Here is a 26,858-nt window from a genome sequence, read left to right on the forward strand (position 1 = left end):
TTAATATTTAGGAGTGTGATTATGTCAATTGTTAATAGATTTGATGAAAAGTTTAAACAACGGCAAACTTCATATAAGATGGTTACTGTTTTAGCATTATTGGAAAATGTAACTACAGATGGGAGTGCAGACTTCGATAATGTTGTTAACAGTTTTTTGAACTTTTATTTAGATAGACAAGAGAAAGGTAAGAATCCAGAAATTGAAAGAGCTAAAATGTCTATACCTGAACAACTTTCTTCATCTCAAATTAAGAATACTATATTAAAAGGTCCTGTTACTCACTTAGAAGAGCTCATAGAATTTGATCCAGAAAACAATCAAATAAAATTTTCAGATAATACATATAAAGATCTTAATCAAAATGATAACAGAATGGAGTTAAAAAAAGTAGCTTATAAGCATCTTTATCAATATTACAAAAATATAGATAATAATTGGATTAAGTTAGAAGATTTGTCTGACTTAGATCGTGGGTACCCAGTAAATGCAAATGACATTTCTTCATTATCAGAACAAAACTCAATTAAAGGAATTCATCCAGTTGATTCACAAGAATTCCAAGGTACTATAATTTTATGTACAATTAGTGGACAAGAATATCCTAATGAGTGGCTGGATGCAAATAAACAGTTTTTAAAATATTATTTAGAGGGTCGAAGGGATAAAAATACTGGAATAAAAAAATATAACCAAAATTCCAAAAATAATCAATCTGTCATAAAGTCTAAAGAAGAAGGATATCCTATTTTGGCATTTGTCAGATATTCTAAAAACTCATACTTTTACTATGAAGGTCAATTTGTATTTGAAGAAATCAGAAGAGATGAACAAGAACATCCTTATTTTGTTTTAAAAAGACAAGATCAAGCGAGTAATGAAATAGAATTTAATCAATCTGTAAATACATGGGAGTCAATGAATTTTATTACAGAAGACAACAGCGAATATAATGGCTATAGCGAATATAATAGCTTTGATGTTGAAAGTCTTAATGAAGTCTATCCCCATATTATTTCTTTCATTAGAAATAGAGGTTTTGTTTTCTCTGATGACTTAATAAAAAATTTTTTATTAGCTCTAAAAAGTAAACCTTTTGTTATATTAGCAGGTTTATCAGGAACAGGAAAAAGTAAATTAGTAGAATTAGTGGCCAATTCACTAGGAGCAACTAGAGAAAATGGACAGTTTACTCTTATTCCAGTACGTCCAGATTGGAATGATAGTACTGATTTACTAGGTTATAAAAACTTGCAAGGTGATTTTATTGAAGGTGAACTCACAAAAGTGATTAGAAAAGCGAAAGCAAATCAAGATCACCCTTATATTGTCTGTTTAGATGAAATGAACTTAGCAAGAGTGGAATACTATTTTAGCGATATCTTAAGTGTTATGGAAACACGGAAAAAACAAGGTGAAAGAATAATAACTGCACCCATGCATGTTGAAGGATTAGATGATTCCCTAACTTTCCCGGACAATTTATACATTGTTGGTACTGTAAACATGGATGAAACTACTCATTCTTTTAGTCCTAAGGTTCTCGATCGAGCTAATACAATTGAATTTAATGAAGTAAATTTAGACTATCTCCCTGATCATGAAGGAGAAGAAATATTACCCAAAAAAGCTCATAACAATATATTTAAAACTGAATATATAAAGTTAAAAGATTGCTATTATGGAAATGAAGATTTTATCAAACAGCAAGTAGAGTTTTTAAAACAATTAAACTCAATTCTTAATAAACCAGGTTTACAACTTCAAATAGGATATCGTATACGAGATGAATTTTGCTTTTATTTGTTAAATAATAATAAATTTAAATTACTTCCTGAAAACACTGCTAAAGACTTTCAAATAATGCAAAAAATATTGCCAAGAATTCAGGGGAGCTCATTAAAAATTGAATCCGTATTAAAAGAACTGATAGAACTGTGTTCAGACAGTTTGCCACACAGTAAAGAAAAAGCAGAATTTATGTTAGAAAGGTTTGAAGAAGATGGCTTCACTTCATTCTGGCTCTAAACTTAAAGAATTACTAGTTATAGAAACTGATAGATTTACATTGTCAATCAAAGGCTTGCCTGTAAATAAAAATAACGATGGAAAGCTACATAATATCAAGCAAAAAAGAAGTTATGTTAGTGTAGAGTCCTTTGTAGATCAAAGCTATCAAGTGAAGATTTTTGATCCTAAAAGTCCTAGCGGATTAAGACCATATTACTATGAAGGAATGCCCCCGTGTTTTTTTGAGCAAACAAATTATGAAGTAGTTTTGGAAGTTAATGATGGTAACAATGATTATAAACTTACCCATGATAATCCTCATTTAGATAATGCAGTTACCCCTACAGGAAGTAGTGGTCAGATATATACTGGAGTAATCAATTTCCACAATGACATCGGGTTTTCACGGTTTGTGCTAGAAGAAAATGGTGTTAAAATTTTTTCTTTTGAAATAGAAGTTTTTCCAAGTAAATTGGATTATATAGAGGATTTCTATCAGATGCTTCAAGAAGTTAACCAAGAAATTTATAATTTGGCTTTTGATTTTCTTAGAAGGACATATTTTTCTGCACAGATAACAAAAGAAGAAACTCCATCTGAAGCAGAATTTTATACAATAATTTCAGCTATTTTTAAGGAATTTTATAATTCCTTGGAGCGTGTTAAAAATCAACCCCATCATAAAATAGTTCCTTCAAATAAAGTTGTTAGACCTGAAAAAGCGAAAAAGAATAACAAAGATACTCTTAAATGGCTTCAAAAAAGACCTAATATAATGCAAAAGAGTTCTCATTCTGGCATAGCTATTAACAATAACAATTACATTCCAAGAAAAATTTTAGATACTAAAAAAGAATTTAGTTATGATACTTATGAGAACAGATTTTTGAAGTGGATTCTTCTAGTAATAGATAAAAAATTAAAGAGATTCTCAGAAAAACTGAATAATGAACAACTAGAAGTTAAAGAAGAAGTACAAAATGAAATTAATAAAATGAGATCTAAACTAAGACACTTTATTAACTATAGTTTTCTACAATTTGCAGGAAGATTAACTAGATTAGAAAGTAGTTCCTTAGTGATGCAGATGGGACAAGGATATCGTGATGTTTATAAATATTACCTTATGATGAAAAAAGGCTTAAATCTAACCTCTGATTTTTTCGATATTTCAATAAAAGATGTGGCTTTACTTTATGAGTACTGGTGCTTTTTAAAGTTAAATTCTCTACTTAGAAATAAGTATCAACTGGAATACAATGATCTAATTAGCTTAGATAGATCTGGGATTATAGTGAAATTAAAGAAGGGAAGGGAATCCCAGTTAACCTATCGAGATCCTAAAACAAACGAACAGTTTACTGTAGCTTATAATAGGGCTTTTAACAACTTGCCTACTGTTGGTCAACATCCAGATAACATCCTGTCTATAAAGAAAAGTGACTCAAATGTCCGCTATCAGTACATTTTCGATGCAAAATATCGACTGGATACAAGTATTGAATATAAACAGAAGTTTAATCAAATCGGACCACCAGTAGATACCATTAATGCTATGCATCGTTATCGTGACGCTATAGTAGCTAATAACAAACATAAAGAAGATTATACTAGGGATATTTTCGGAGCTTTTGTACTATTTCCTCATAATAATGAACAGAAATTTGCGGGATTAGAAGGCGGGAAGCCAAGCAAGTTTTATGATAGTATTTCTGAAATTAGTATTGGAGCTTTACCATTCTTACCAAGTCAAGCTAAACTAGTAAAATCTTTTCTTGATGATTTATTACTAGAGTCATCAGATACTGCTTTTGAGCGTTCTGTAATACAACAGGGAACTAGAAATTACTTCGATAAACAACAACAAATTAGCGATGTCCTTATTGGACCTCTAAGACGAGCAGAACAACTTGAATTGTGTTTAAACAATAATATGTACTATACCTACCTTGATCAGGTTAAAAATCAACTTGGTTTACTTCGATATATTGCACTCTACCAATCAAAGCGGAAATTTCAGAACCAACAAGAACAAGGGATTTTCTACTATGGAAAAATACAAGAGTATTATATTATTCCTAGAAAAGAAATCAAAGAGGTTAAAGCAGCCTCACAACCTAATGAATTAGCTGTTAAATTTATAGTTGATGAATGGAAAAAACTTGATAAACCTATAAAGCCTCAAGGTTATGGTCCTCAGGGTCCGCAATTTACTAACTGGTACCTCTTTAGAGAGGCTGAAACGTATCCAGAACTTCATCTGACTTGGGAAGAGATGCGGTTGTTGAAAGAGCTGAGACGTATAGAAAACCAAGCCCAATTTAAGTTTCCTACAGAGATGATTAAATCTGATGAACGATTTGAACTTATTGAATTTCCCGAGTTGATCATAGAAAGAGTAGATCAAGAAAGATTCAAGGTTATTACTGATTATGATGAAGAAATTTTTAAGTTTCAAGATCTGCGAGGTCAAGCAAGAGTAATATTGAAAAATATAATAGAGATATGGAAATTGGGGGTTAGTAATAAAAAATAAATCGACTTTTAAATCTTAATAATTTCAAGTCGATGATTTTTTTCGGTTCACTCCTTAAAATGAAAGAAAATTTTAACTATTATTCCAGGAATTTTAAAGCAAATTCTAGAAATATTGGTTAGGTATACTTAAAAATTTGAAATAAGAGGTGAATATTTTGAGTTATAAAGTATATGCAATTAAAGGAAACTCTGAATGGTGTGATGTGTACTTGTCGTTAAAAAAAGGAGAAGGAAGATTCGGTTGGAGTTATATTGAATCTGCAGATTTACGCAAATTGGACAAGAGAATAAACGAAGAAGGATGGGGAAGTCTTACATATGAAGAAAAGAAATGTTATTATCCTTTTTTACTAGACATTAAGAACGGGGATTATGTAATTTATATAAATATACCGGAATGGGGTAAATGCACTTTAGCTAGGGTAACAGGAGAATATTATTGGAGATTTGAAGATAAAGATTTTAACCATCGATTTCCAGTTGATCCTAACTCAATTTATATTTTTGATAGAAACAGTAATATAGTGCATCCTGCTCTGAGTACAAGGTTAAAATTACAAGGTGCATGGTGGCATATTTATTTAAAAGAAGAATTTGAAGAATTACTTTATAACTTAAAAACAGGTCAATCTGAACTTGAATTAACTTCTGAGAGTAGGTTGAGCAAAGAGATTCAGCCGTTCCTACGTGAAATTACGCGAAAAATTAAACATAATTACCCAAGCAAATCACTTGAAGATTTATGTGTAGAAGTTTTGCAGAATGTTCCAAGAGTAATTAGTGTTGAAAAAAAGGGGGGGAGGGCAGATGTAGGAGCAGATATTTTAGTTAAATTTGAAAGTGGTTTACCTATAACAGCTGTAGATAGAGAAGAAATTCTTATTGTACAAGTTAAATCTTATCAAGGAGAACATTGGGATACAACTTGTGTTGTAGATATTAAAAATGCTTTTGAGTACTATCCCGAAGCAAGTATGGGACTGATTATTTCAACAGCTGATTGTTCTACTCCTAATTTAGATAAAGCTATTGATGAATTAAGAAATCATATTGATAAACATGTTGGTTTGCTCATTGGTGAAGATGTTGCCCGGTTTTTATTAAGATATGGATCTAATATATTAGAAGAGTTATGAAAGAATTCGGTAATATAAATATATGTTAATAAACCTACTGGTGTATTAAAGTGGATTGTGACTGTCATTAAAAATACACAAGTATTAATATAAAGGCTGTGTTAAATTTGAATGTTGATAGTTGAATTCTCAATTTCACATCAAAATTTCGGGCTGGTACATCTAAAACTTCCCAACAGTAGAATTAAAGCTTCCTGATCAACTGCTTATCCCTGAGCATGATCAGCAAATAACATCCTGTTATTTGACTTTAATTCTAATGTTGGATCGTTAAGATGTAATATCAACGCTACACAAAATTAGTTCAATCGAAGAGTTCAACTATCAACAACGGAGTATAAGAGAGCCAATATAAAAGAAAAGTGATATCTATAAGAACTCATCCTATCATAAATACTAAATTTCAGCAATATTAATTTTTAGTAAAGAATATACTAAAAATTAATATTGAAAGTGTAATAGTTTTTTGATAGTCTATATGTGGATGAACAAATATTTTAATAAAATTTTTAAGCCTTAATTCTTAATAACGAGATTACTAAAATCGAGTAATTCCAATAAAACAAATTAATGGAGGGAGAGGTTTTAATGTGTATTGTTAGAAAAGCGGATTATTATTATGGAGCTTTGCTTTCGGTTTTGGTTAACAACGAATTTTCACCAGTAATGATTGAAGCGGGAAACAAGCGTAAAATTTATGGTTTATTTACGGATAATGGGGATGAATACCAAATATACTCTAAATTTTTATCAAAACCAAGTAGCAATGGACAAAACAGTTCTACTTGGAGCTTTGTTTTTTCAGACAATGAAATTGAAGAAATTAAAACCATTAAAGGTAAAAAACAGGGGAAAGACACTATCTTTGCTTTTATCTGTAGTCAAAATAAACTGAATAACACTGAAATTGCCTTGATAAAGTTTGAAGAATTAGAAAAATGTATTGATTTAAATAGACAATATCAAGGGCAATTATCAGTAAGTATTAGAAGAAAAAAAGGATCTCATGGACTTTGGGTATATGGAACTAATAGAAGTCTCGATTATGCTTTAAAAGTTTCTAGAGACGTAATAAAAAACTTATAAAGGGAGGATGTAAAATGGAACATAAACATATTTTTCAGTTGTGTGAACATTTGCGAGGAGAGCTCCAACCTGAAGAATACTTAGATGTTATATTCCCAGTTTTAACTATAAAACACATCTCTGAGACTAAATCCCCTTACTATATTCCAGAAGACGCTACTTGGAATTGTTTGATAGCGAGTGGACTTAACTTGGTTAAAAGAGTTGAAAAAGCAATTGAATTGATAGAGGGAAATAATTATAGATTAAATAATGTCCTTAACATTTTTCCAGGTAAGTCGTTATCTGATGTTAATTTATATAATTTTATGCTAGGTATAGATGAGATTCAAGATCACAAACAGTTTTTAAAAACTGTAATTGACCACTTTTCTAAAAGGATAGGCAAAGCCTCCGGGGTATGGCACACTTCAAACACATTAAATGAACTAATAGTAAGGTTGATTGCCCCTATGGATGGTAGTTTTTATGACGGAACAGCAGGGTTGTGTAATACTCTCATTGAAGCTTCTGAATTTGCAGAACAAGAGGGAGGTGCATTACAGTTATATGGGCAAGAAATAGATCCTAAAATCTGGGCACTTGGTAAAATAAACCTAATATTTAATGAATGTCATGATGTAGTATTAGAAAGAGAAGACTCATTAAGAAATCCTATGACTACAGAAGATAATAATTTAAAAACTTTTGATTATATTGGGATGAATATTCCTTTTGGATTACGTGACTGGGGCGTTGAGGAAGCTAGAAGAGATCTTTTTGGTAGATTCCGATATGGTATTCCTAGTAAGCAGCATGGAGATATGGCTTTTATATTACATGCATTAACATCGTTAAACCGATCTGGTAAAGCTGCAATAGTTGTACCGCACGGAGTATTATTTAGGGGAGGTAGAGAAGCTAAAATTAGAGAAAAATTAATCAATAATGACGTTATTGAAGGAGTCGTAGATTTACCGTCTGGATTATTAGCAGGAACTAATATTCCAGTTTCTATAATAATTTTAAATAAACTTAAACCTGAAGAATCAACTGAGAAAATTTTTATGGTTAATGCCAAAGATATTGAACATAAGGGATTTGAATTACCTAGAGAAGATTTAGATATGATCATTGAAGCATACATTAGAAAGGATACTATTGATGGTTTTAGTATGTGGATCAATAGAGAAGATATAATAGATCACAGCTTATTAGTTAAAAATTACTTTGAAGATTGTGAAGTGACAACTCCTATTGGTAAGTTTGAGATTGATCGAAAGGATTATGAAAATAATACTGAAACTGTTTCTTTAAAAAGCTTAGGTACTTTCTATAGAGGATTAAATACTCATGCATACAAAACCCAGAAGTCTGAATCCCCAACCCATAAAATACTTCAATTATCCAATGTAGAGAATGGTGAGATTTTTCTTGAAAATGCCGATTCTTATAATGCTAAAGAACTAAAAAATCCAAGTTCGTATGAAGTTCAGCCAGGTGATGTAATTATTTCAAGTCGAGGTAATTCTATTAAAATTGCTGTTATTCCAGAAGAAATTGAAAACACACTATTATCTCATAATTTTATCGGTTTTAGGCCTAATGACAATGTCGACCCCTATTTTATTAAGTATTTCATGGAAAGTCCTATAGGTATTAAATACCTTTCCTTATATCAGAAGGGATCCGCTGTCTCTGTGTTGAAAGTTAAAGATATTGAGAAAATCTATATACCTAAGGTTTCATTAGAGGAACAAAAAGCAATCTCTAATAAGTTAAGAAATGCTGATTTGACGTTACAAAGGAAAATACAAAAAGCTAAAGAGGAACATAAACAACTGTACCTTTATGCTTATAGAAGTTTAGGTATTCATGAAAGTATCACAGAGAAGAAGTGACCCATTTATCTCTGTGATCAATGAAGACAAAGGTATCTCTGTTAGATTCAATTACTGTAAAAATATGCTATAATTTTAGTTATGATGGGGTTATAGAACTATTAAACGATGCAGAGATAGATAAAAATGAAATTGACAACTTCAAAATAGATTTTTCCTTGATAGAGGAAATAGAGGATATTGAAAACGACTTTTGCTTAGAGCGGTTAGAAAAGTTTAGCGAAAGTTTCCATTCTCATTTGGATATTGAAGGAATAGTTTTTGCTGGCCTTTATGCTCATGAAAACATAAAAAATTAGGTGAACAATTAATTGAAGACTATGAAGAAGAGGATATGGTTGATGAACTAGAAAAGCAAATGGAGTTAAGTAAGGATGAAATAATTGAGGTTTTTTCGGACATAGAAAACAATCCTTTTATGTTAAAAAAGATTAATGAGTTTTTGAGCAACAAATTTATAATATAATATTCTTGAAAAACTTTAGCCTTGGTTTTTTGTTCTTGAAAAATAGAACCTTTATAACTCCAAGGTGGTTATAACGAAAAAAGGTGTTTGGTTATTAACTGATATTAACGAGAGGTGATTTATTTGAATATAGCAAGCTTTCAAGAAAAAGTTAATTTTATATGGAGTATAGCTGATTTACTCCGAGGAGATTATAAACGATCAGACTACGGAAAAGTAATTTTACCTTTCACAGTTCTTAAGAGATTAGACTGTGCTTTGAAACCAACTAAAAATAAAGTTTTAGAAGAATATAAAATGCTAAAAGACTCGGGGATTCAAAACCCTGAACCTGTACTTAATGATATTACGGGGCAACACTTTCACAACACCAGCCAGTTTGATTTTGAAAAAATGAAAAATGAGCCTGATAATATAGGAGATAATCTCCGCCATTATATAAATGGTTTTTCTACAAATGCTCGTGACATTATTGAATATTTTAATTTTCATGATCACTTAGAAAGACTTGAGCAGTCAAATCTTCTTTATTTAATTGTTTCACGTTTTTCGGAAATAGATCTTAGCCCTGAAAAAGTTTCTAACTTAGAAATGGGGTATATCTTTGAAGAACTTATCAGGAAATTTTCTGAGCAGTCAAATGAAACTGCGGGGGAACACTTTACTCCTAGAGAAGTAATACGGTTAATGGTCAATTTGTTATTCAACGAAGATTCGGACCTCTTACAAAAAGAAGGTTTGCTTCGAACAATTTATGACCCCGCCTGTGGAACTGGTGGAATGCTATCTGTTGCCCGCGATTACCTAAGAGAATTGAACAATGATGCAAAGCTTGAAATGTTTGGACAAGAGCTAAATCCGGAATCGTATGCGATTTGTAAAGCTGACATGATGATTAAAGGATTAGACCCGGATAATATAAAGTTTGGTAATAGTTTTACTAATGACGGGTTTTCTGATAATACTTTTGATTATATGCTCTCTAATCCACCTTTCGGTGTAGAGTGGAAAAAGATAGAGAAAGAAATAAAAGAAGAACATGAAAACCTTGGTTTTTCAGGAAGGTATGGTGCTGGATTACCGAGGATTAATGACGGATCCATTTTATTTTTGCAGCATATGATTTCCAAGATGCAGCACCAAAATGGTGGCTCCAGGATTGCAATTGTTTTAAATGGTTCACCTTTGTTTACTGGTGATGCAGGACAGGGAGAAAGTAACATAAGAAAATGGATTATAGAAAATGACCTATTAGAAGCAATTGTAGCTCTTCCAGAACAACTTTTCTATAACACAGGTATAAATACTTATGTATGGGTTTTAACTAACAGAAAAAGACCTTGGCGAAAAGGTAAAATACAACTAATCAATGCAGTAGAGTTTTATAAGAAGATGAGAAAAAGCTTGGGTGAAAAAAGACATGAAATTTCTCCTGAACAAATAGACAAAATCAGTAAAATTTATGGAGAGTTTAAAGAAGGAGAATACAGTAAGATTTTTGATAATGAAGATTTTGGATACTACAAAATTACAGTTGAGAGGCCTCTTAGACTTAATTTCCAGGCCTCCGATGAACGAATTGAACGCTTGAAAGAACAGAGAGCATTTCAAAACCTCGCGAAATCAAAGAAAAAGGACCCAGCAAAAAAAGAAGAAGAGATTAATGAAGGGGAAGAACAACAGGAAGCCATAATCAATGTCTTGAAAAGCATGGACGAGACTGTCTATAAGAATAGGGAAGAATTCACTAAAATTTTAGATGAAGCTTTAAAAGATGCAGGAATAAAATTAAAAGCTTCTCTGAAAAAAGCTGTTTTAAAAGCCCTTTCTGAACAAGATGAAACTGCAGAAATATGTACTGACTCTAAAGGCAACCCGGAACCTGATCCAGATCTCAGGGATAATGAAATAGTGTCTTTAAAAGACGATATTAATGGCTATTTTGAAAGAGAAGTGAAGCCTCATGTTCCAGACGCTTGGATAGACGAATCAAAAACCAAAATAGGTTATGAAATACCATTTACAAGACATTTTTATAAGTATGAACCACCTAGAGAACCAGAGGTTATTATGGAAGAAATAATTGAATTGGAACATGACATCAAAGAAGAACTGAAGAAGGTGATAGGCAATGGAGAAATTTAAGCAATACAAAAAATACAAGGACTCTGGTATTGAATGGCTTGGAAAAGTTCCGAGTCACTGGGACATAAACCGGATGGATGCTTATACAAAATATTACAAGAAAAGTATTGAACGAGAAGCACTTCGCGGAAAGACAGTTTTTTACTATAGTATTCCTGCAATTGAAGAAACAGGCGATGGTGTGGTAGAAGAAGGCTCAAACATTGATAGTAATAAATTACTACTTAAGGGAGAAGAATTACTGGTATCAAAGTTGAACCCAAGAAAAGGTAGAATAATTCCTACTAAAGAAAAAGAAATGCCAATTATTTGCTCTTCAGAATTTGTTCCCCTGGTACCCCGCAATTGTAGTAGGGAATTTATTAGATATATATATCAGTCAGAACTAGTAAAACAAAAACTAAGTAGTGCTGTACAATCTGCTACTAATAGTCATCAAAGAGTTAACCCTAGAGATATATCAAAAATATATTTTGCGTTTCCAAGTAAAAGTGAACAGGATAATATAGTAAAATACTTAAATTCAAAAACATCTCAAATAGATTCCCTAATCAACAAAAAACAAAACCTCATCGAAAAACTCCAAGAATACAAGCAATCCCTTATAACCCACACCGTCACCAAAGGACTTGACCCCAATGTAAAAATGAAAGATTCGGGTGTTGAATGGATAGGGGAAGTGCCGGAGCATTGGGAGATTTTAAAAGGGAAATATCTGCTAGATATTTATAACGGGTATCCTCCTGAAGAATTAAGTTTAAGTGCTAATGGTCAGGTGAAATATATTCAAGTGGATGACTTAAACACAGAAAATGATGAATTAGTAATAAAAGATTCTAAGTTAAAACTTAAAAATAAAAAGACAGAAGCATTAGATCACCCAATTATATTGATACCTAAAAGAGGTGCTGCAATTTTTACAAATAAAGTCAAGATTTTAGTTGATAAAGGACTTATTGACTCTAATATAATGGGGTTAAAACCTAAGAAAAACTGTAATATACATTATTTAGTCTATATGATTAAGGCGAGGAAAGTAGATGATATTGCGGATACATCTACAATACCTCAAATTAACAATAAGCATATTAACCCTCTACCACTAACTATACCACCCATCGAAGAACAAAATAAAATAGCAGAATATCTAGATGAAAAAGTTGATAATATAAATAATTGTATTCTTAATATAAAAGTAGCTATCCAAAAACTCAAAGAATACCGCCAATCCCTTATCACCCACGCAGTCACTGGCAAGATTGACGTCAGGGACTGGGCAGATGCAAAGGAAGGTGAAGATAATGTCTGTTGATCACAGTGAGATCTCCCTTGAAAAAACTATAGAATCTTATCTAATAAACCATGGTGGATATATTAAAGGTGACCCCTCTGAATTTGCTAGGGAAAAAGCACTATTTCCCAAAACCTTTATAGCATTCATCAAAGATACCCAACCAGATAAGTGGGAAAAACTAGAGAGAATGCACGGTGATCAAGTAGAAGAAAAAGTTATCTACCGTCTAACTAGAGAACTTTCACAGCGGGGAATGTTAGATGTACTGAGAAAAGGGATTACTGATTTTGGTGTAAAACTAACAACAGCTTATTTTCCACCAGCCAGTGGATTAAATCCTGAAATACAAGAACTATATGATAAAAACAGGTTAACAGCTACCAGACAAGTGAGATATTCTACTAAGAATGAAAACTCTTTAGATTTAGTGTTGAGCATTAATGGTTTACCAGTTGCAACAGCAGAGCTTAAAAACCCCTCCACCGGTCAGACATTCCAAGATGCAAAAAAACAATACAAAGAAGACCGTGACCCAAAAGAACCAATTTTCCAGTTTAAAAAACGAACCCTCGTTCATTTTGCTTTGGATACTGATGAAGTATATATGACAACAAAACTTGCAAAAGGGAATACTGTATTTCTCCCCTTTAACAAAGGAAAAGATGGCGGTAAAGGGAATCCTGAAAATCCTAATGGATACCGGACAGCTTATTTGTGGGAAGAAATATGGGAAAAAGATACCTGGATGAAGATTGTCTCCCGATTTATGAACTTAGAAGTTAAAAAAGAAGAAAAGGATGGCAAACAGATTACTAAGGAAAACATTATCTTTCCTAGATATCACCAATTAGAAGCAGTGTTTAATATAACAAATGATGCTCAAAAGAGAGGACCAGGTAAAAACTATTTAGTTCAACACTCCGCAGGAAGTGGAAAAAGTTTAACCATAGGGTGGCTTGCTCATCGATTATCAAATTTACATGATGACAATAATGCTCCTGTCTTTAACAGTGTGATAGTTATTACCGATCGTGTTGTCCTTGATAAACAGCTTCAAGAAACTATATATCAGATTGACCATCAACAGGGAGTAGTAGAGCGGATAGATAGACATTCATCTCAGTTAAAGGATGCCCTTGAAAAAGGAAAGAAAATAATAATCACCACACTGCAAAAATTCCCTGTGATATTAGATGAAATTAAAGGCTTGCCTGAAAGAAATTACGCGGTAATAGTAGATGAAGCCCACAGTTCACAAACCGGAAAATCCGCAAGAGCAGTCAGAGAAGTTCTATCTGCCGAAACATTAGAAGAGGCAGAACAAAGACAGCAGGACATAGAAGATGAATTTGATCCAGAAGAAGAAATTATAAAATCTATGAAAAAACAAGGCAAGCAGGAAAATCTTAGCTTTTTTGCATTCACAGCAACCCCAAAGGCTAAAACATTAGAAACCTTTGGCCATAAAGACAAAGAAGGGAAACCTGTTCCCTTTCATTTATATCCCATGAGACAAGCTATTGAAGAAGGGTTTATATTGGACGTATTGAAAAACTATACCACTTATAAAACCTATTTTAAACTGGCTAAAAGAATTGAAGATGATCCAAACTTAGATAAGAAAAAAGCAGCAAAAGAAGTAGCTAGATTTGTTAGCCTTCACCCGCACAATCTAGCGCAAAAAACTGAAGTGATGATAGAACACTTCCGAAATGTAACTATGCACAAAATAAATGGTAAAGCTAAGGCAATGCTGGTGACAAGCTCTAGATTTCATGCACTAAGATATAAATTTGAATTTGATAGATATTTAAAAGAAAACGGGTACGATGATATTAAAACCCTAGTTGCTTTTTCAGGAACAGTACAAGACCCTGAACTTGATAAAGAATATACAGAATCGGAAATTAATCAGATAAGAGAATCTGAACTTCCACAAAAATTTGATACTGATGGATACCGTCTTCTTTTAGTTGCAGACAAATATCAAACTGGATTTGATCAGCCATTACTTCATACAATGTACGTTGATAAAAAACTGACTGATGTTAAAGCAGTCCAAACCCTGTCCAGGTTAAATCGCCCTTATCCAGGTAAAGATGATACATTTGTCCTCGATTTTGTCAATGAAGCGGATGATATTAAAAAAGCCTTTCAACCTTTTTATGAGCAAACAACCGTTGAAGAAACCACTGATCCCAATCTGCTTTATGACTTGAAGTATAAGCTGGATGATTTTCAGGTATATTGGCAAACTGAGATAGATAATTTCTGTAAAGTATTCTTTAAACCACCAGAAAAGCAAAATAAAGATAAAGATGCAGCTATGTTAAATTCATATGTAGATCCTGCGGTAGATAGATTTAAAAATAAACCAAAAGAAGAGCAGGAGGAATTTCACAAGACACTTACAAGCTTTATCAGAACTTATGCTTTTTTACTGCAAATCATCCCCTTTCAAGACCAAGAGCTTCATAAACTAGATGCTTATGGACGATTTTTACTAACTAAACTACCTAGTCAAAGAAACCATGAAGATACAGTAGAATTAAATAATGAAATTGATTTAGAATATTACAGGTTAGAAAAAACCGGTGACCACAGTGTTGTATTGGAAGAACAAGGTGAATATGGAGTTAGGGGTACCACCCATGCAGGAACAGGACAAAATAAAGACAAAGAAGATGAAAAAGCTCCTTTGTCAGAGATTATAGAAATAATTAATGAACGATTTGGAACTGACTTCACAGAAAATGACTGGCTATTCTTTGAACAAATTAAAAATGACATGTTAGAGGATGAGGAATTAGAGAAGCATGCACGGAACAATAGGAAAGATAATTTTTACTACGCTTTTAAAGACCACTTTGATAAAAAGACTATAAAGAGAAGAACTCAGAATATGGAACTGTTTGCCATGTTGATGGATAATGAAGAATTCAAAGAAAAGGTAATGGACTTCTATATGAATGAAGTATTTAAGGAATTTAAAAATAAAGCTAGTTCATAATTGCTAAATTAATTAAAAAGTCCGGAAAGAACCAATTCGAGAAGAGTTTATGTTATTTTATTTATTTCTATCCTGTCTCCTAAAGACAGGATTTTCTTTCTTGAAGATAAATAAATATCATTAAACTTAGAGGTGAGGGGGGAATAAAATGCCTGAGGTTAATATTAAAGACAGGTATATAAAAATTTTATTAATAGTTTTGGAAGAGTATTTTTACTATTGGGCTAAATGCGATGATGAAATTTTTTTAGAAATAGAAGCTACAGATAAAATAGGAATTTTGGAAGAAATCATAGAAGAAATTGAAAGACAGATCAAATTCAACACGAGAGATATTGATTTTGAAAAATATGGAGATTTTAATAATAGAGTGAATACTTTTTTAAATGTAAAGGTTGGTGTTAGTATAAATTCTTGGACACATCATGGTTAAGTCACTTACAATATTAATAACGAAAGGATGTGTCCAGTAATGAGTAATAAGAGATATAATGAAGACTTCAAAAGAACAATTGTAGATTTATATAATTCAGGTAGTTCTGTGAAGGATTTGTCTAGCGAATATGGTGTGACAGAGGTTACTATTTATAAATGGATCAAAGATTTCTCTCCAAACCAACAATCTGGCAGTGAGGGAGCCACTTCAAAAGATGTGGAAGAAATGCAAAAAGAAATGGCTCGCTTGAAAGAGGAGAATGAAATCTTAAAAAAGGCTATGACCATATTCGCCAAAAAGTAGACAATACAGAGCTTACTGAATTTATAAAAGAACAAAAGGACGAGCATACTATCAAAGCTATTTGTGATGCTCTAGACTTTCCGAGAAGTACTTATTACGAAACAATAAATCGAGTTGAATCTAATCGTGACAAAGAAAACAGAGAACTATTAGATCAAATAACTCAAATTCATAAAAACAGTAAAAAGCGATATGGTGCACCAAAGATCCACGCTGTGCTAATCAATAAAGGATACAAAGTCAGCTTAAAAAGAGTCCAACGATTAATGAGAAAAGAGGGTATCAAATCAATTGTCAGGAAAAAATATCGGCCTTATCCTAATAGAGAAAAAGTAGTCGAACGAGAGAATCTCCTAAAACAAGACTTTTCAACTACATTTGTCAATCAAAAGTGGGTTACTGATATTACATACATTGATACTGTTAAAGACGGCTGGTGCTACTTAGCCTCTGTAATGGATTTACACACCCATAAAATTGTTGGATACTCTTTTAGCAAGACCATGACAACAGATTTAGTTATTAAAGCTGTTAAAAATGCTTATGATACACAGAAACCTGGCAATGGACTTATTCTACATAGTGATCTAGGTACCCAGTACACTAGCGATGACTTTAAGCGTTTTTTAAGGTACAAAGGGATCAAGCAATCATTTAGCAGAAAAGGCTGCCCTTATGACAATGCACATATCGAATCATTTCATGCTACTTTGAAAAAGGAAGAAGTTAACCATGTTAAGTACTTAGACTTCAAATCGGCTGAAATTGCTCTATTTAGGTTCATTGAGAGCTGGTACAACAGAACAAGAATCCATGGAAGTTTGGAGTTTTTAACTCCTCAACATGTTGAGGATCTAGCAAAGCAATCTGCTTAATACTTAACTTTTTGGTGTCCAAAATTTTGACCTAAGTCCAGGTATCTGAAGGTTTTAATATTTATATTAAACTTTTGTTAATGTTAATCGAGATGGAAAATTCTAATAAAGAAAAAGAAAAGGGCAGTGATAATTTAGATTTCGAGCTTGTACTATTACGTTTACATATTAAAAATAAGAAGAATATAAAAGAAAAATTTTTGACACTAAAGCAATTAGAAATTCTAGATGAAATTATTGAAGAATTTATCTGGTTAGATATTTTGAAATCGGATTTAAGAGATGGGTTATTTTCAATAGATGAATTGTTAGAAATTAAGGAATTTATAAAAAGTATGATTAAAACCTATTCAAATCAGTTTATAACTATAGAAGATCAAGTAACTATTAAAGATTTATTAGATGATAACATCTTTCAATTCAAGCTAACTGAAAATAACAAGGATACTGAAATTAAAACTATAAGTCCTAAGTCTCCAGTTGGTCAAAAACTAATTGGTAAAACATATGGCGAAATAATTGAAGTTGAAGTATCTACTATAGGGAAGAAAGAACTTAATAAATATAAGGTTTTAGATTATGTTAAGAGTTCATATGTAGAAGAAATAAAGTTTAATATTATACAAGAAGAATTTTTTTATATTGAGGATTGGCCTAAAGATGAGTTTGATGTTTCTAGCTTTGGAATTAATAATAATTGTTATGAAAAAATGGAAGAAACTCCTTTATATAAATGTGGCTACAAAATTTGGGAGAATGGAAGAGAACTTTCAGAAAATGAACGATGGGATCGTCTGATAAATAATGCGATACCGAAACTTGGCACAAAAGAAGTTGTAGGTACGATAATGAGTCATATCCGTTCGCGTAGTATAAGCGGAGAGGAAAAATATAAAAATGCTATAAATAAATGGAAGCTTGATTTAAGTAAACTCCAAAATGAATTTAATAAGAAGAAGATTGATTTATTCAAATCAAAGAAAAGTATATAATTTAACTTAGAAGATTTGGAGGGCAATTTTAAAAGAAGAGGTGGATCTGATGAACCCGAAAACAATACAAATTTTTTTACCGGATGGCTCTCCCAGTAGTATTAGGATAGCTGAAATAACTAGTAGTATAGTTAAATTGGTATCTGTACCTCGAAATAAACTTGATGCTGCAGATAAACGTGATGAACTAAAAAATGTGGGTGTATATTTTCTGATCGGTGATGACGAAGAAAAAGCTAAGCCGATTGTATATATTGGTGAAGCAGAAGATTGCTATAAAAGATTAAAACAACATAATAAGAATAAAGATAATTGGAATAATGCAGTTGTAGCTATTTCTAAAACAAATAATTTCACAAAGGCTCATGTGAAATATTTAGAGTATTACTGTTATGTGAAAGCTCACGAAATAGGTCGGTGGGAAATAGATAATTCAAATATTCCTACAAAACCTTTTGTACCCGAACCAATGGAAGCTGACCTTTTTGACGTTTATAATACTATTAAAATCTTGCTTTCTACTCTTGGTTTCCCGATTTTTGAAGAAATACCTAAATCTAAAAGGAAGAGCGTATTTGTATGTAAAGGAAAAGAAGCATACGCTGAAGGTGATTACATAGATGAAGGATTTGTAGTTTATAAAGGTTCGAAGGCTAATTTAACAGAAACTCAGAGTGCAGGTGAATGGTTGATAAACTTAAGAAAACAGTTAATTGAAAGTGGTGTTCTTGTAAAAAGGGATGAGATCTATGAATTTTCATCAAATTATATTTTTAGTTCTCCTAGCGCCGCAGCTGCCACGGTTTTGGCACGGAGAGCTAATGGGTGGACGGAATGGAAGAATAAAGATGGTAAAACTCTTGATGATGTGAAGAGAAAAAGTGATTAAAATTAATTAAGCAACTCTCGATCGAACAGAAGATCGAAAGGAGGTTAGTTCGTGAGGACATTTTTATTGACCTGGAATCCAAGTAAATGGGATTGGGATAGTCTTGAAAATAATACAATTCCAGAAGAAAAATACGGTGAAATAGGAGAGGGCTTTATTCACATTCATCATATCGTCCCAATAAAGAATAAAGGTGGGAACTATACATTAGATCCCGTAAGAGACCTTAGACCCGTATGCCCTAACTGCCATGCAATGTTACATCGGGAAGATCCACCACTAAAGATAGATGAATTAAAAAAACAATTAGAAAATAGATCTTCTTGGGTCCTTATGAGTACTTTAGGCTCTAAAAAGAAAACTTTTTGGTGGAAACTCAAAGATGACTTTACGTTATGTATTTACCGTGAGTTTAAAAACGATATAAAAGCTAATAAAGAAATCTCTGTTCAAGAGCTAGAATCCTTAATTAACTATGTTAAAAAACAAGATTGGGTAGACTTGGCTAATAATGTTCAAAAAATTTCAGAAGGCATGGAAAAAGAAGGGTTAGGGAAGTTTTTATATGAAAAACTAAACTGGCAAATTGCAGAAGCGCAACTTGCAAGCCATTTGGGGTCAATTTTCACTCAAGCTGGGATATGGGAATATAATGGACAAGTAAGAGGGATAAAATTCAAACATAAAACTGATGATTGGAAAAATAAATTACAAAAGTTATATACAGAGCAGTTGGACCAAAATAATTAAAGGGGGTGTTTTTTTGAACGAAGCAATCAAAGAGGAAATAAGACAAAGTATTAACAATCTGGATTTCAACTTCTTCACAATGGAGCTAGAAAGAAGGGAAAATGCCGAAAGGGAAATGCGAGAACTAATAGAAAAGACTAATTTACTTCATGGAGGTATCTGGACAAGCGAGCACTTATGTGAATCCATTAAAATACAAAAGAAAAGTCCAAAACATAAACAATGTAGTGCTACCTAAATTAGTAGGTAATTATCAATACAATGTTTATTTCAAGGGATATAATAAATCAAAGGAAGATTTTATAGAGGAAAATCCAGAATATGGGGGTGGCTCAGGGCATCCTGGAGTAGATCTGGATAAGTTCTCTAACGATTTAGCTAACTTGTTAAATGCAGATGGCGATTCATTTCAAGAAGCTTATATTCAATTTAGTAAACATATTGGTGTTGGTAAGGCCATTATATCTGGCTATTTGCACTTATATGATCCTAATAAGTTTCCGTTAATAAATGGTGCGTCAATAAGTGGTATTGAAAAATACATAGGTAAACAAGATCATCTGGCATTGAAAAACTATGCTGAAAAAGAGAGGAAAAGACAAAATATTACCCAGCCAATTAATAATTCTGATTTTAGAAATTATCTTGCTTATTATAATTTGTTAAAGGAATTGTTAACTTTGGAAGAACTGAAAAACTATCATTATGTAGATGCTTTCCTCTGGTATGTCAGTAAATACGGCAAACCTGATGCTAGCGATGTTACTGTGCCAACAGGAGCAATAACCGAAGTAGTTGAAGAACAAGATGGGGAAGCTCCATTTGAACAATCAATAAGTAATTTAACTGAGGAGATTAGTTTTGAGCAAGATGTTACAGAAGAAATCTTGAACTTACTTAAGTTGAAGAAAAATGTTGTATTCTACGGACCACCAGGAACAGGAAAGACGTATGTAGCCAAAAAAATTGCTAATTACTTAGTTGGGGGTCAATCTAAAAATATTAAATTTATTCAATTTCATCAGAACTATTCTTATGAGGATTTTATAGAAGGAATCAGACCTGAATCAAAGAAGGTAAATGGAACTCATATTATTGACTATCCTATTAGACCTGGAGTTTTCAAAACCTTATGTGACAATGCCAAAGAAAACCCTGAGGAAAAATATGTACTCATTATCGACGAATTTAACAGAGGTAATATTTCTAAAATATTTGGTGAACTGTTGTATTCTTTAGAATACAGATCTGAAGATAATTCAATTCAACTACCTTATTCAAAGGAAAAAGAGTTATTTTATATACCCGATAATCTTTATATTATAGCCACAATGAATACAGCGGATAAATCCTTGACTAGGATTGACTTTGCAATGAGAAGAAGATTTGCCTTCTATAAATTTAACGTAGATACTAAGATATTGATTAATTGGGGTGAAAAACAAGGTCTAGTCATGGACTCTCTGGCAACTTTAATTGAAGATGTAAATAATGAAATAGGAGATGAAAATTTCTTTATTGGAATATCCTTTTTTATGAGAGAAGACTTACCCGAGACTATTAAATACATTTGGAAATCTGAAATTTATCCTTATTTAGAAGAGTACTTCATTGATGATATGAATTCAAATATTGATAAATTCAAATGGGAAAATGTCAAGCATAGATTAAAGGAATTGATAGAATGATGGATAATACTCTAAAGCTAAAAGAGTATGATGAAAGTAATAAACTTCAATTAAGACAGGACCATCTGGATTTATTACTAGCTAAATTTGATAATCAACTAAAGGTCAAGTCAGCTATTGATAGATCAGGATATATTATATGTAGTAACAGTTATGTGGGAGTTTACGATTTAGATGACTTTAAAATCGTAGTAGAGCCTAAAATTGATACAGCCAATGTGTTTAAAATGCTTTCCTACTCTTATGATTTAATTTTTTGGCATGATGAAAAAGCACAATTCGCTAATATTCAGGAACTACTAGATTATTTAGTGTTGGTATTTTGTAATCAGGTTAATAGGCTTATCAAAAAAGGACTACATGCTGATTATGTACTTGTTAATGATAAATTAAGCTATGCTAAAGGGCGCATGAATGTTAGAGAATTGGTAGAAAAGCCTTGGGAAAAGCATAAAATTGATTGTTATTATGACAATTATCAAGTTGATATTTTAGAGAATCAAATTATAAAGTTTACAATTGATTTGTTAAAAAGGTATATCCAAAATAATTGGATAAGAAGATCACTGTTAAATACAAACAGATACTTTGATTCTGTTTCCTTAAGGCCTATTACAGTAGAAGATATTGATCAAGTTCAGTACACCACATTAAATAAACATTACAAACACATTCATAACTTCTGTAAAATGTTTTTAGAGTTAATGGGTATAAATGAACAAATTGGAGAAACTCTTTTTAATCAGTTTCACTTAGAAATGAACAACCTATATGAAAAATATGTAGGGAAATTATTAAAGGAAGAGTTACCAAATAATTATTGTGTTATTCTCCAGGATAAGCTTCACTTAGATGAATATGATCAGATAAGCATTAGGCCGGATATTGTAATTTATAATGATGTAAAGCCTTATTTAGTTATTGATACCAAGTATAAGGGTTCCAAAGATATTACGAATAATGACATTTACCAAATGGCAGCTTATATGAGTAAAACAAAAACAGATGGTGTATTATTGTATCCTGCTCAAGAAGTGGCTGAAACAGAATATATTATAAATGGTAGGAGCCTCAATATAAAAACTATTGACTTACAAAACCTTGATGATGGTGCAAAGGATTTAATAAACTGGATAATTAAAGTTTGATATTTTGTGGAGGGGTGTATTATGGTGGAAGATGGTGAAAAGATCTCTGGGCATCCTATATTAATAAAAAGCGATGAAAATATATCTGATATTGAAAAAATCTCTTTTACCAGTAAAGAATTTGATGAGAATTGGATTCAAGAACTTATTCGTAAATATCCAAATATTTTACCAGTTGCAGATATTGAAGCTATATTTGATCCATTAATACCTATTGGACGTGAAGTGCCAACTAATTCTGGAGCCATAGATAATATGTTTATAAATACAGAAGGTTACTTGACAATAGTTGAAACTAAGCTTTGGAGGAATCCAGAAGCTAGACGGGAAGTAGTCGGTCAAATAATTGATTATGCCAAAGAAGTATGTGAATGGAGCTTTGATGAACTTAATGAAAGAGTTAAAGCATATAATTATAATTATCATGGAACGAGAGCTGGAATTATTGAAACCATTCGTAAACATAATCCTGAAATTAATGAATCAGAGCTCGTGGATAGTATTTGTAAAAATATGCAACGCGGAAGATTTTTATTACTTATTGTTGGGGATGGTATTAGAGAGAGTGTAGAAGAAATGGTGAATTATTTAAACCAAACCCCAAGCATTTTATTTACATTAGCATTAGTGGAACTTCAAATGTACAAGCTAGATCAAAATGATTATTTAGTAATTCCTCAGATAATTACTAGAACTCGAGAAATAACTCGAGCTGTAGTGAAAATAGATGGAGTATCTATTGATAAAGTAGAGGTAGATGTTGATACTAGTGAAGATAAATCGAAGAAAAAGAAAAGAAGGAAACTAGATGAAGAAGAGTTTTATGAAAAACTGAGTGAACATGTGAGTGAAGAAAACATAGATTTTGTAAAAAGAATTTTTGAAGATATGCAAAACTTAGGTTGTATTATTCAATGGCGACAAAGTAGTGCTATGATTAGATTGAAAGACCCCTCTGGCACGAAACAAAAATTTACAATGTTTGGTATTAGTACTAATGGAGAAATTATAACTGGTTGGCTTTCAGACCAGTTGAGAAAGTACGGTATAAGCAGAAAACTAGCGACTTCTCATTTTTCTAAAATCGCAACATTATTCGGGTATAATTTCGATGAAACTTTAGGACTGAAAGAAAGTATTAAATTGGATGAAATGAAAGATAATTATGAAGAGTTTATTGACATTGTATCTGAAACCATCAATAAAATTGAAGAAATAATTGAAAGCTGATGGCTATATCCGTATAGTAAAGCGTTTATAGACAGTTTTAAAACACAAATATAATTGCTTGGATGAGGTGAATGTCATGTGGGAACATATGACTTTTGACAAAACCATTCAAGGTCTAAATTTCTGTTTGCACAAATTTTCAGGATGGGCTGATGCAGTAAAAGGGAGCCTATATAATACTATACATACTAAAAAAACTCATGCAAATATGGGAAATTTATTTGGTTGGATATACGGTGATCAACCTAAAGAATTCAAAGAAGAAACTTGGAAGAGATATATTGAAAATTCTAATTAATAGCTCCTCATAAAACAGGAGCTATTTTTTTATATCACACAGACAAAAGTATCAGGAAGTTCTAGGTACGAAGTATCACACCATATCACCCACTCATGCCCTCTAATACTATCAAACCAATATATATTTAGTCTAGAATTACGAAATTTGTAGGATTTCCTGAAGAATTGTAGAAGAAATAAAACAAGGCATTACCAAAAAATTGAAACTATGAATTGGGTGATTACATGGAACTAAATGTTGATCAGAAGCGGATTATTGAAACCAAACCTGGTGGACACATGTTGATAAGAGGAGTGGCAGGAAGCGGGAAAACAACTGTAGCTGTACATAAAATTCCTCATTTACTCAATCACTATTGCTCTCAGGATGACAAGGTCCTGGTTATTACCTTTACTAAAACTTTAATAAACTACATTAATTATATATACAACAATATAGAACATGAAACCACCTTATTTTCTATGATAAATAGTGATCAAAATTTACAGATCTCAACTGCAGATAAAATCATCTTTCACCTTTATCGAAAGTATGAAGAAAAAGCAGGGATAGAAGAGCGAGAGATCATACCTCAAAAAGAAAAATATAGATTATTAAACCAAGCTATTAAATATATTTCAAAGAAATATCCAGATCAGACTGTTGTTTCTGATAGGAATGTTAATTTCTTAATTGATGAAATCGAGTGGATCAAAAGCAATAGATACACTGAGCTAGAAGTATATCAAAATGTAGATAGATTAGGTAGAAGCAGGAATATGGAAGAAGACGGTCCTCAAAGAATACTAAAAAACTCCACTAACAGAGAAGCCATATTTAAGACTATGGTGCTTTACGATGAATTGATGGACAAGGAAGGTTATACTGATTTTAAAAACATGGCCCTTCAGGTGTTGAAGGGAATAGAAGAAGGTGTAATCACTTGCGATAAATTCACTCATATATTGGTAGATGAAAGTCAAGATCTCAGCAGAGTCCAGTTAGAAATTATTAAAAATATGTTTAAAAATGATAAGAATTACTCAAGTGTTATTTTCATAGCCGATACAGCTCAGAGTATTTACCTCCAGTCCTGGCTGTCTCATCAAAGTTTTAAAAGTATTGGCTTTGATATGTCAGGTAGGGCCAGAACTTTATCTAAGAATTATAGGACAACAGCTGAAATAGCTGAAGCAGCCTATAGTTTAATTGAAGATGATCAAACCATTGTTAATAACGAAAATTATGTAGAACCAGCAATTATTGATCGAAGGGGAGAACACCCTGTTTATAAGCAATTTGACTCTGATGGAGAAGAGTTAGATTATGTCTGTGATATGATTAAAAATAATTTATATAAACACTATGATCTCAAGGATATAGCCATAATAGCTAAAACCAGGAGACAATTAGAAAATGCTAAAAGATATCTACTAAATAATAAAGTTGATTGCAAGATTTTGAGTAAACGGGAAAATCATTTTTCCGATGATAAGGTTAAATTGTTGACCATGCATTCTATCAAAGGCCTGGAATATAAAGTTGTGTTCATTATTGGTATTAATGAAAATGTGATTCCATATAGCCCTGATGGTAATATTGACCTGGAACAAGAGTCCATGGAACGAAGGTTATTATATGTAGGAATGACCCGGGCCAAAGACAAGCTATTTTTAACCTCTAGTGGAAACCCCTCCAAATTCATTAATGATATCAATCCCAAGTACCTTAAACTAAATAATGAAAATGGGTTTTCCAGGTTTAATCATATTGGTATAGATAGTTACAGGTTTAAGGAAAAAATAGTGGATCTATACAGCCATGAAGAAGTGGTTAGACAATGGGTGATAGAAGAGCTAATCAATACTTTAAATTATCCCTTAGAACTAATAGACATAGAATATGAAATTCAATTGTTTTCAGCCACGGGATATGTAGATATCGTTGTCTTTAAAAATATGAAAGGAAAAATTGTCCCCTATATATTCATAGAGGCTAAACATTATAATACCAGCTTAGATAAACAAGATGTCAACCAGCTGAAATCGTACCTAGAAGGAAATAGTAGTGTAGAATATGGTATGCTGACAAATGGTAAAGATTTCAAGATACTAAAAAAGCAAAGTAAAAAGGGTGAATTTGAATATATTGATTCATTACCGGATTATCAAGGGGATATCAATAGTCTCTTTGAAGAATTTGAATATATAGACCTGAAGCGAGATAAAAAATACAAGCTCCATCGAAATCTAGAAGATAAATCATTGATTCATGTATATGATGAAAAAATAGATAATTCTCTAGAAGTTTCGGAGTATGTAAAACTAAATGTCTATGGAGAACTGACAGCTGGAGAGTTGAAATATGCTCATCAAGATATCCAGGGGGATGTGGAACTACCTAAAGAGATTGTACCTAATCCAGATAACTGTTTCATGTTAGAAGTGACGGGGGATAGTATGATTAATGCTGGTATCGATAAAGGTGACTATGTAATAGTCCAAAAACAAAATTATGCCGAAAACCTGGATATAGTAGTTGCGGTGATAGATCAAGAAGCGACCTTGAAGAAGTATAGCCGGATGGGAGATACGATCCTGCTAATGCCTGAGAATAAGAACTATGAACCAATTATTGTTAGTGAGGAAGATTTAATAATTAATGGAAAGGTGATTGGGGTGTTGAAGACATAAATATATGTG

General features: G+C 32.0%; 20 protein-coding genes. All 20 read left to right on the plus strand.

Annotated elements, in window-relative coordinates; all coding sequences use genetic code 11:
• The first annotated feature begins 21 nt into the window (after positions 1-21).
• On the plus strand, positions 22-2,028 hold the full coding sequence (locus NTHER_RS15080; RefSeq protein ID WP_012447255.1) for an McrB family protein: 2,007 nt from the start codon (positions 22-24) through the stop codon (positions 2,026-2,028).
• On the plus strand, positions 2,003-4,546 hold the full coding sequence (locus tag NTHER_RS04075) for a restriction endonuclease-like protein (RefSeq protein WP_012447256.1): 2,544 nt from the start codon (positions 2,003-2,005) through the stop codon (positions 4,544-4,546). The genes NTHER_RS15080 and NTHER_RS04075 overlap by 26 nt, the downstream gene beginning before the upstream one ends.
• A 157-nt stretch (positions 4,547-4,703) precedes the next feature.
• On the plus strand, positions 4,704-5,684 hold the full coding sequence (locus NTHER_RS04080; RefSeq protein WP_012447257.1) for a hypothetical protein: 981 nt from the start codon (positions 4,704-4,706) through the stop codon (positions 5,682-5,684).
• 588 nt (positions 5,685-6,272) lie between these two features.
• Positions 6,273-6,770, plus strand: coding sequence for a hypothetical protein (locus NTHER_RS04085; RefSeq protein WP_012447258.1), 498 nt, complete (start codon positions 6,273-6,275; stop codon positions 6,768-6,770).
• Between the two features lie 14 nt (positions 6,771-6,784).
• Entirely contained in the window at positions 6,785-8,650 is a 1,866-nt protein-coding gene (locus NTHER_RS04090; protein WP_012447259.1) for an N-6 DNA methylase, read from the plus strand.
• Positions 8,651-8,670: 20 nt separating this feature from the next.
• The gene (locus NTHER_RS04095; RefSeq protein WP_012447260.1) at positions 8,671-8,949 is read left to right on the plus strand and encodes a hypothetical protein; all 279 of its coding nucleotides are present in this window, start codon (positions 8,671-8,673) and stop codon (positions 8,947-8,949) included.
• 296 nt (positions 8,950-9,245) lie between these two features.
• Positions 9,246-11,261, plus strand: coding sequence for a type I restriction-modification system subunit M (locus NTHER_RS04100; RefSeq protein ID WP_041367390.1), 2,016 nt, complete (start codon positions 9,246-9,248; stop codon positions 11,259-11,261).
• Positions 11,248-12,573, plus strand: coding sequence for a restriction endonuclease subunit S (locus tag NTHER_RS04105; protein WP_012447263.1), 1,326 nt, complete (start codon positions 11,248-11,250; stop codon positions 12,571-12,573). The genes NTHER_RS04100 and NTHER_RS04105 overlap by 14 nt, the downstream gene beginning before the upstream one ends.
• Positions 12,563-15,565, plus strand: coding sequence for a type I restriction endonuclease subunit R (locus NTHER_RS04110; protein ID WP_012447264.1), 3,003 nt, complete (start codon positions 12,563-12,565; stop codon positions 15,563-15,565). Before NTHER_RS04105 ends, NTHER_RS04110 begins: the two co-directional genes overlap by 11 nt.
• Before the next feature lie 148 nt (positions 15,566-15,713).
• Positions 15,714-15,998, plus strand: a complete 285-nt coding sequence (locus NTHER_RS04115) for a hypothetical protein (RefSeq protein ID WP_012447265.1) — start codon at positions 15,714-15,716, stop codon at positions 15,996-15,998.
• A 39-nt stretch (positions 15,999-16,037) separates the two neighbouring features.
• Positions 16,038-17,179, plus strand: a protein-coding gene (locus NTHER_RS15555) for an IS3 family transposase (protein WP_414628104.1) whose coding sequence is annotated in 2 segments (ribosomal slippage) — positions 16,038-16,278 and positions 16,278-17,179 — 1,143 coding nt in all. Because the reading frame shifts where the segments join, the coding sequence is not laid out codon by codon here.
• A gap of 80 nt (positions 17,180-17,259) precedes the next feature.
• Entirely contained in the window at positions 17,260-18,171 is a 912-nt protein-coding gene (locus NTHER_RS04130; RefSeq protein ID WP_012447266.1) for a GreA/GreB family elongation factor, read from the plus strand.
• A 49-nt stretch (positions 18,172-18,220) separates the two neighbouring features.
• A complete protein-coding gene (locus NTHER_RS04135) occupies positions 18,221-19,060 on the plus strand; it encodes a GIY-YIG nuclease family protein (RefSeq protein WP_012447267.1) in 840 nt (279 codons plus the stop codon).
• A gap of 51 nt (positions 19,061-19,111) precedes the next feature.
• Positions 19,112-19,810, plus strand: a complete 699-nt coding sequence (locus NTHER_RS04140; protein ID WP_012447268.1) for an HNH endonuclease — start codon at positions 19,112-19,114, stop codon at positions 19,808-19,810.
• 13 nt (positions 19,811-19,823) lie between these two features.
• Positions 19,824-20,048, plus strand: a complete 225-nt coding sequence (locus NTHER_RS15765) for a hypothetical protein (protein WP_012447269.1) — start codon at positions 19,824-19,826, stop codon at positions 20,046-20,048.
• Complete coding sequence (locus tag NTHER_RS15085) at positions 20,038-21,498, plus strand: McrB family protein (protein ID WP_158438215.1); 1,461 nt, start codon at positions 20,038-20,040, stop codon at positions 21,496-21,498. The genes NTHER_RS15765 and NTHER_RS15085 overlap by 11 nt, the downstream gene beginning before the upstream one ends.
• Positions 21,495-22,646: an McrC family protein gene (locus NTHER_RS04155; RefSeq protein ID WP_012447271.1), complete on the plus strand. Its 1,152-nt coding sequence runs from the start codon at positions 21,495-21,497 to the stop codon at positions 22,644-22,646. The genes NTHER_RS15085 and NTHER_RS04155 overlap by 4 nt, the downstream gene beginning before the upstream one ends.
• 21 nt (positions 22,647-22,667) lie before the next feature.
• Complete coding sequence (locus NTHER_RS15090; protein ID WP_012447272.1) at positions 22,668-23,876, plus strand: PDDEXK family nuclease; 1,209 nt, start codon at positions 22,668-22,670, stop codon at positions 23,874-23,876.
• Between the two features lie 76 nt (positions 23,877-23,952).
• Entirely contained in the window at positions 23,953-24,174 is a 222-nt protein-coding gene (locus tag NTHER_RS04165) for a hypothetical protein (protein WP_012447273.1), read from the plus strand.
• A gap of 227 nt (positions 24,175-24,401) precedes the next feature.
• Positions 24,402-26,849 carry a transcriptional repressor LexA gene (gene lexA / locus NTHER_RS04170; RefSeq protein ID WP_012447274.1) on the plus strand — a complete coding sequence of 816 codons (2,448 nt, stop codon included), beginning with the start codon at positions 24,402-24,404 and terminating at the stop codon, positions 26,847-26,849.
• Positions 26,850-26,858: the final 9 nt, after the last annotated feature.

This window comes from Natranaerobius thermophilus JW/NM-WN-LF (assembly GCF_000020005.1).
In the GTDB taxonomy this organism is placed as follows: Bacteria; Bacillota; Natranaerobiia; order Natranaerobiales; family Natranaerobiaceae; genus Natranaerobius; species Natranaerobius thermophilus.

What these genes read in the sequence shown, in the direction of transcription:
- NTHER_RS04135 (WP_012447267.1), top strand. Translation starts at nt 18,221, where the DNA reads ATGAACCCGAAAACAATACAAATTTTTTTACCGGATGGCTCTCCCAGT.
- NTHER_RS15080 (WP_012447255.1), top strand. Translation starts at nt 22, where the DNA reads ATGTCAATTGTTAATAGATTTGATGAAAAGTTTAAACAACGGCAAACT.
- NTHER_RS15090 (WP_012447272.1), top strand. Translation starts at nt 22,668, where the DNA reads ATGGTGGAAGATGGTGAAAAGATCTCTGGGCATCCTATATTAATAAAA.
- NTHER_RS04105 (WP_012447263.1), top strand. Translation starts at nt 11,248, where the DNA reads ATGGAGAAATTTAAGCAATACAAAAAATACAAGGACTCTGGTATTGAA.
- NTHER_RS04165 (WP_012447273.1), top strand. Translation starts at nt 23,953, where the DNA reads ATGTGGGAACATATGACTTTTGACAAAACCATTCAAGGTCTAAATTTC.
- NTHER_RS04130 (WP_012447266.1), top strand. Translation starts at nt 17,260, where the DNA reads ATGTTAATCGAGATGGAAAATTCTAATAAAGAAAAAGAAAAGGGCAGT.
- NTHER_RS04115 (WP_012447265.1), top strand. Translation starts at nt 15,714, where the DNA reads ATGCCTGAGGTTAATATTAAAGACAGGTATATAAAAATTTTATTAATA.
- NTHER_RS04110 (WP_012447264.1), top strand. Translation starts at nt 12,563, where the DNA reads ATGTCTGTTGATCACAGTGAGATCTCCCTTGAAAAAACTATAGAATCT.
- NTHER_RS04090 (WP_012447259.1), top strand. Translation starts at nt 6,785, where the DNA reads ATGGAACATAAACATATTTTTCAGTTGTGTGAACATTTGCGAGGAGAG.
- lexA (WP_012447274.1), top strand. Translation starts at nt 24,402, where the DNA reads ATGGAACTAAATGTTGATCAGAAGCGGATTATTGAAACCAAACCTGGT.
- NTHER_RS04075 (WP_012447256.1), top strand. Translation starts at nt 2,003, where the DNA reads ATGGCTTCACTTCATTCTGGCTCTAAACTTAAAGAATTACTAGTTATA.
- NTHER_RS04155 (WP_012447271.1), top strand. Translation starts at nt 21,495, where the DNA reads ATGATGGATAATACTCTAAAGCTAAAAGAGTATGATGAAAGTAATAAA.
- NTHER_RS04085 (WP_012447258.1), top strand. Translation starts at nt 6,273, where the DNA reads ATGTGTATTGTTAGAAAAGCGGATTATTATTATGGAGCTTTGCTTTCG.
- NTHER_RS04095 (WP_012447260.1), top strand. Translation starts at nt 8,671, where the DNA reads ATGAAGACAAAGGTATCTCTGTTAGATTCAATTACTGTAAAAATATGC.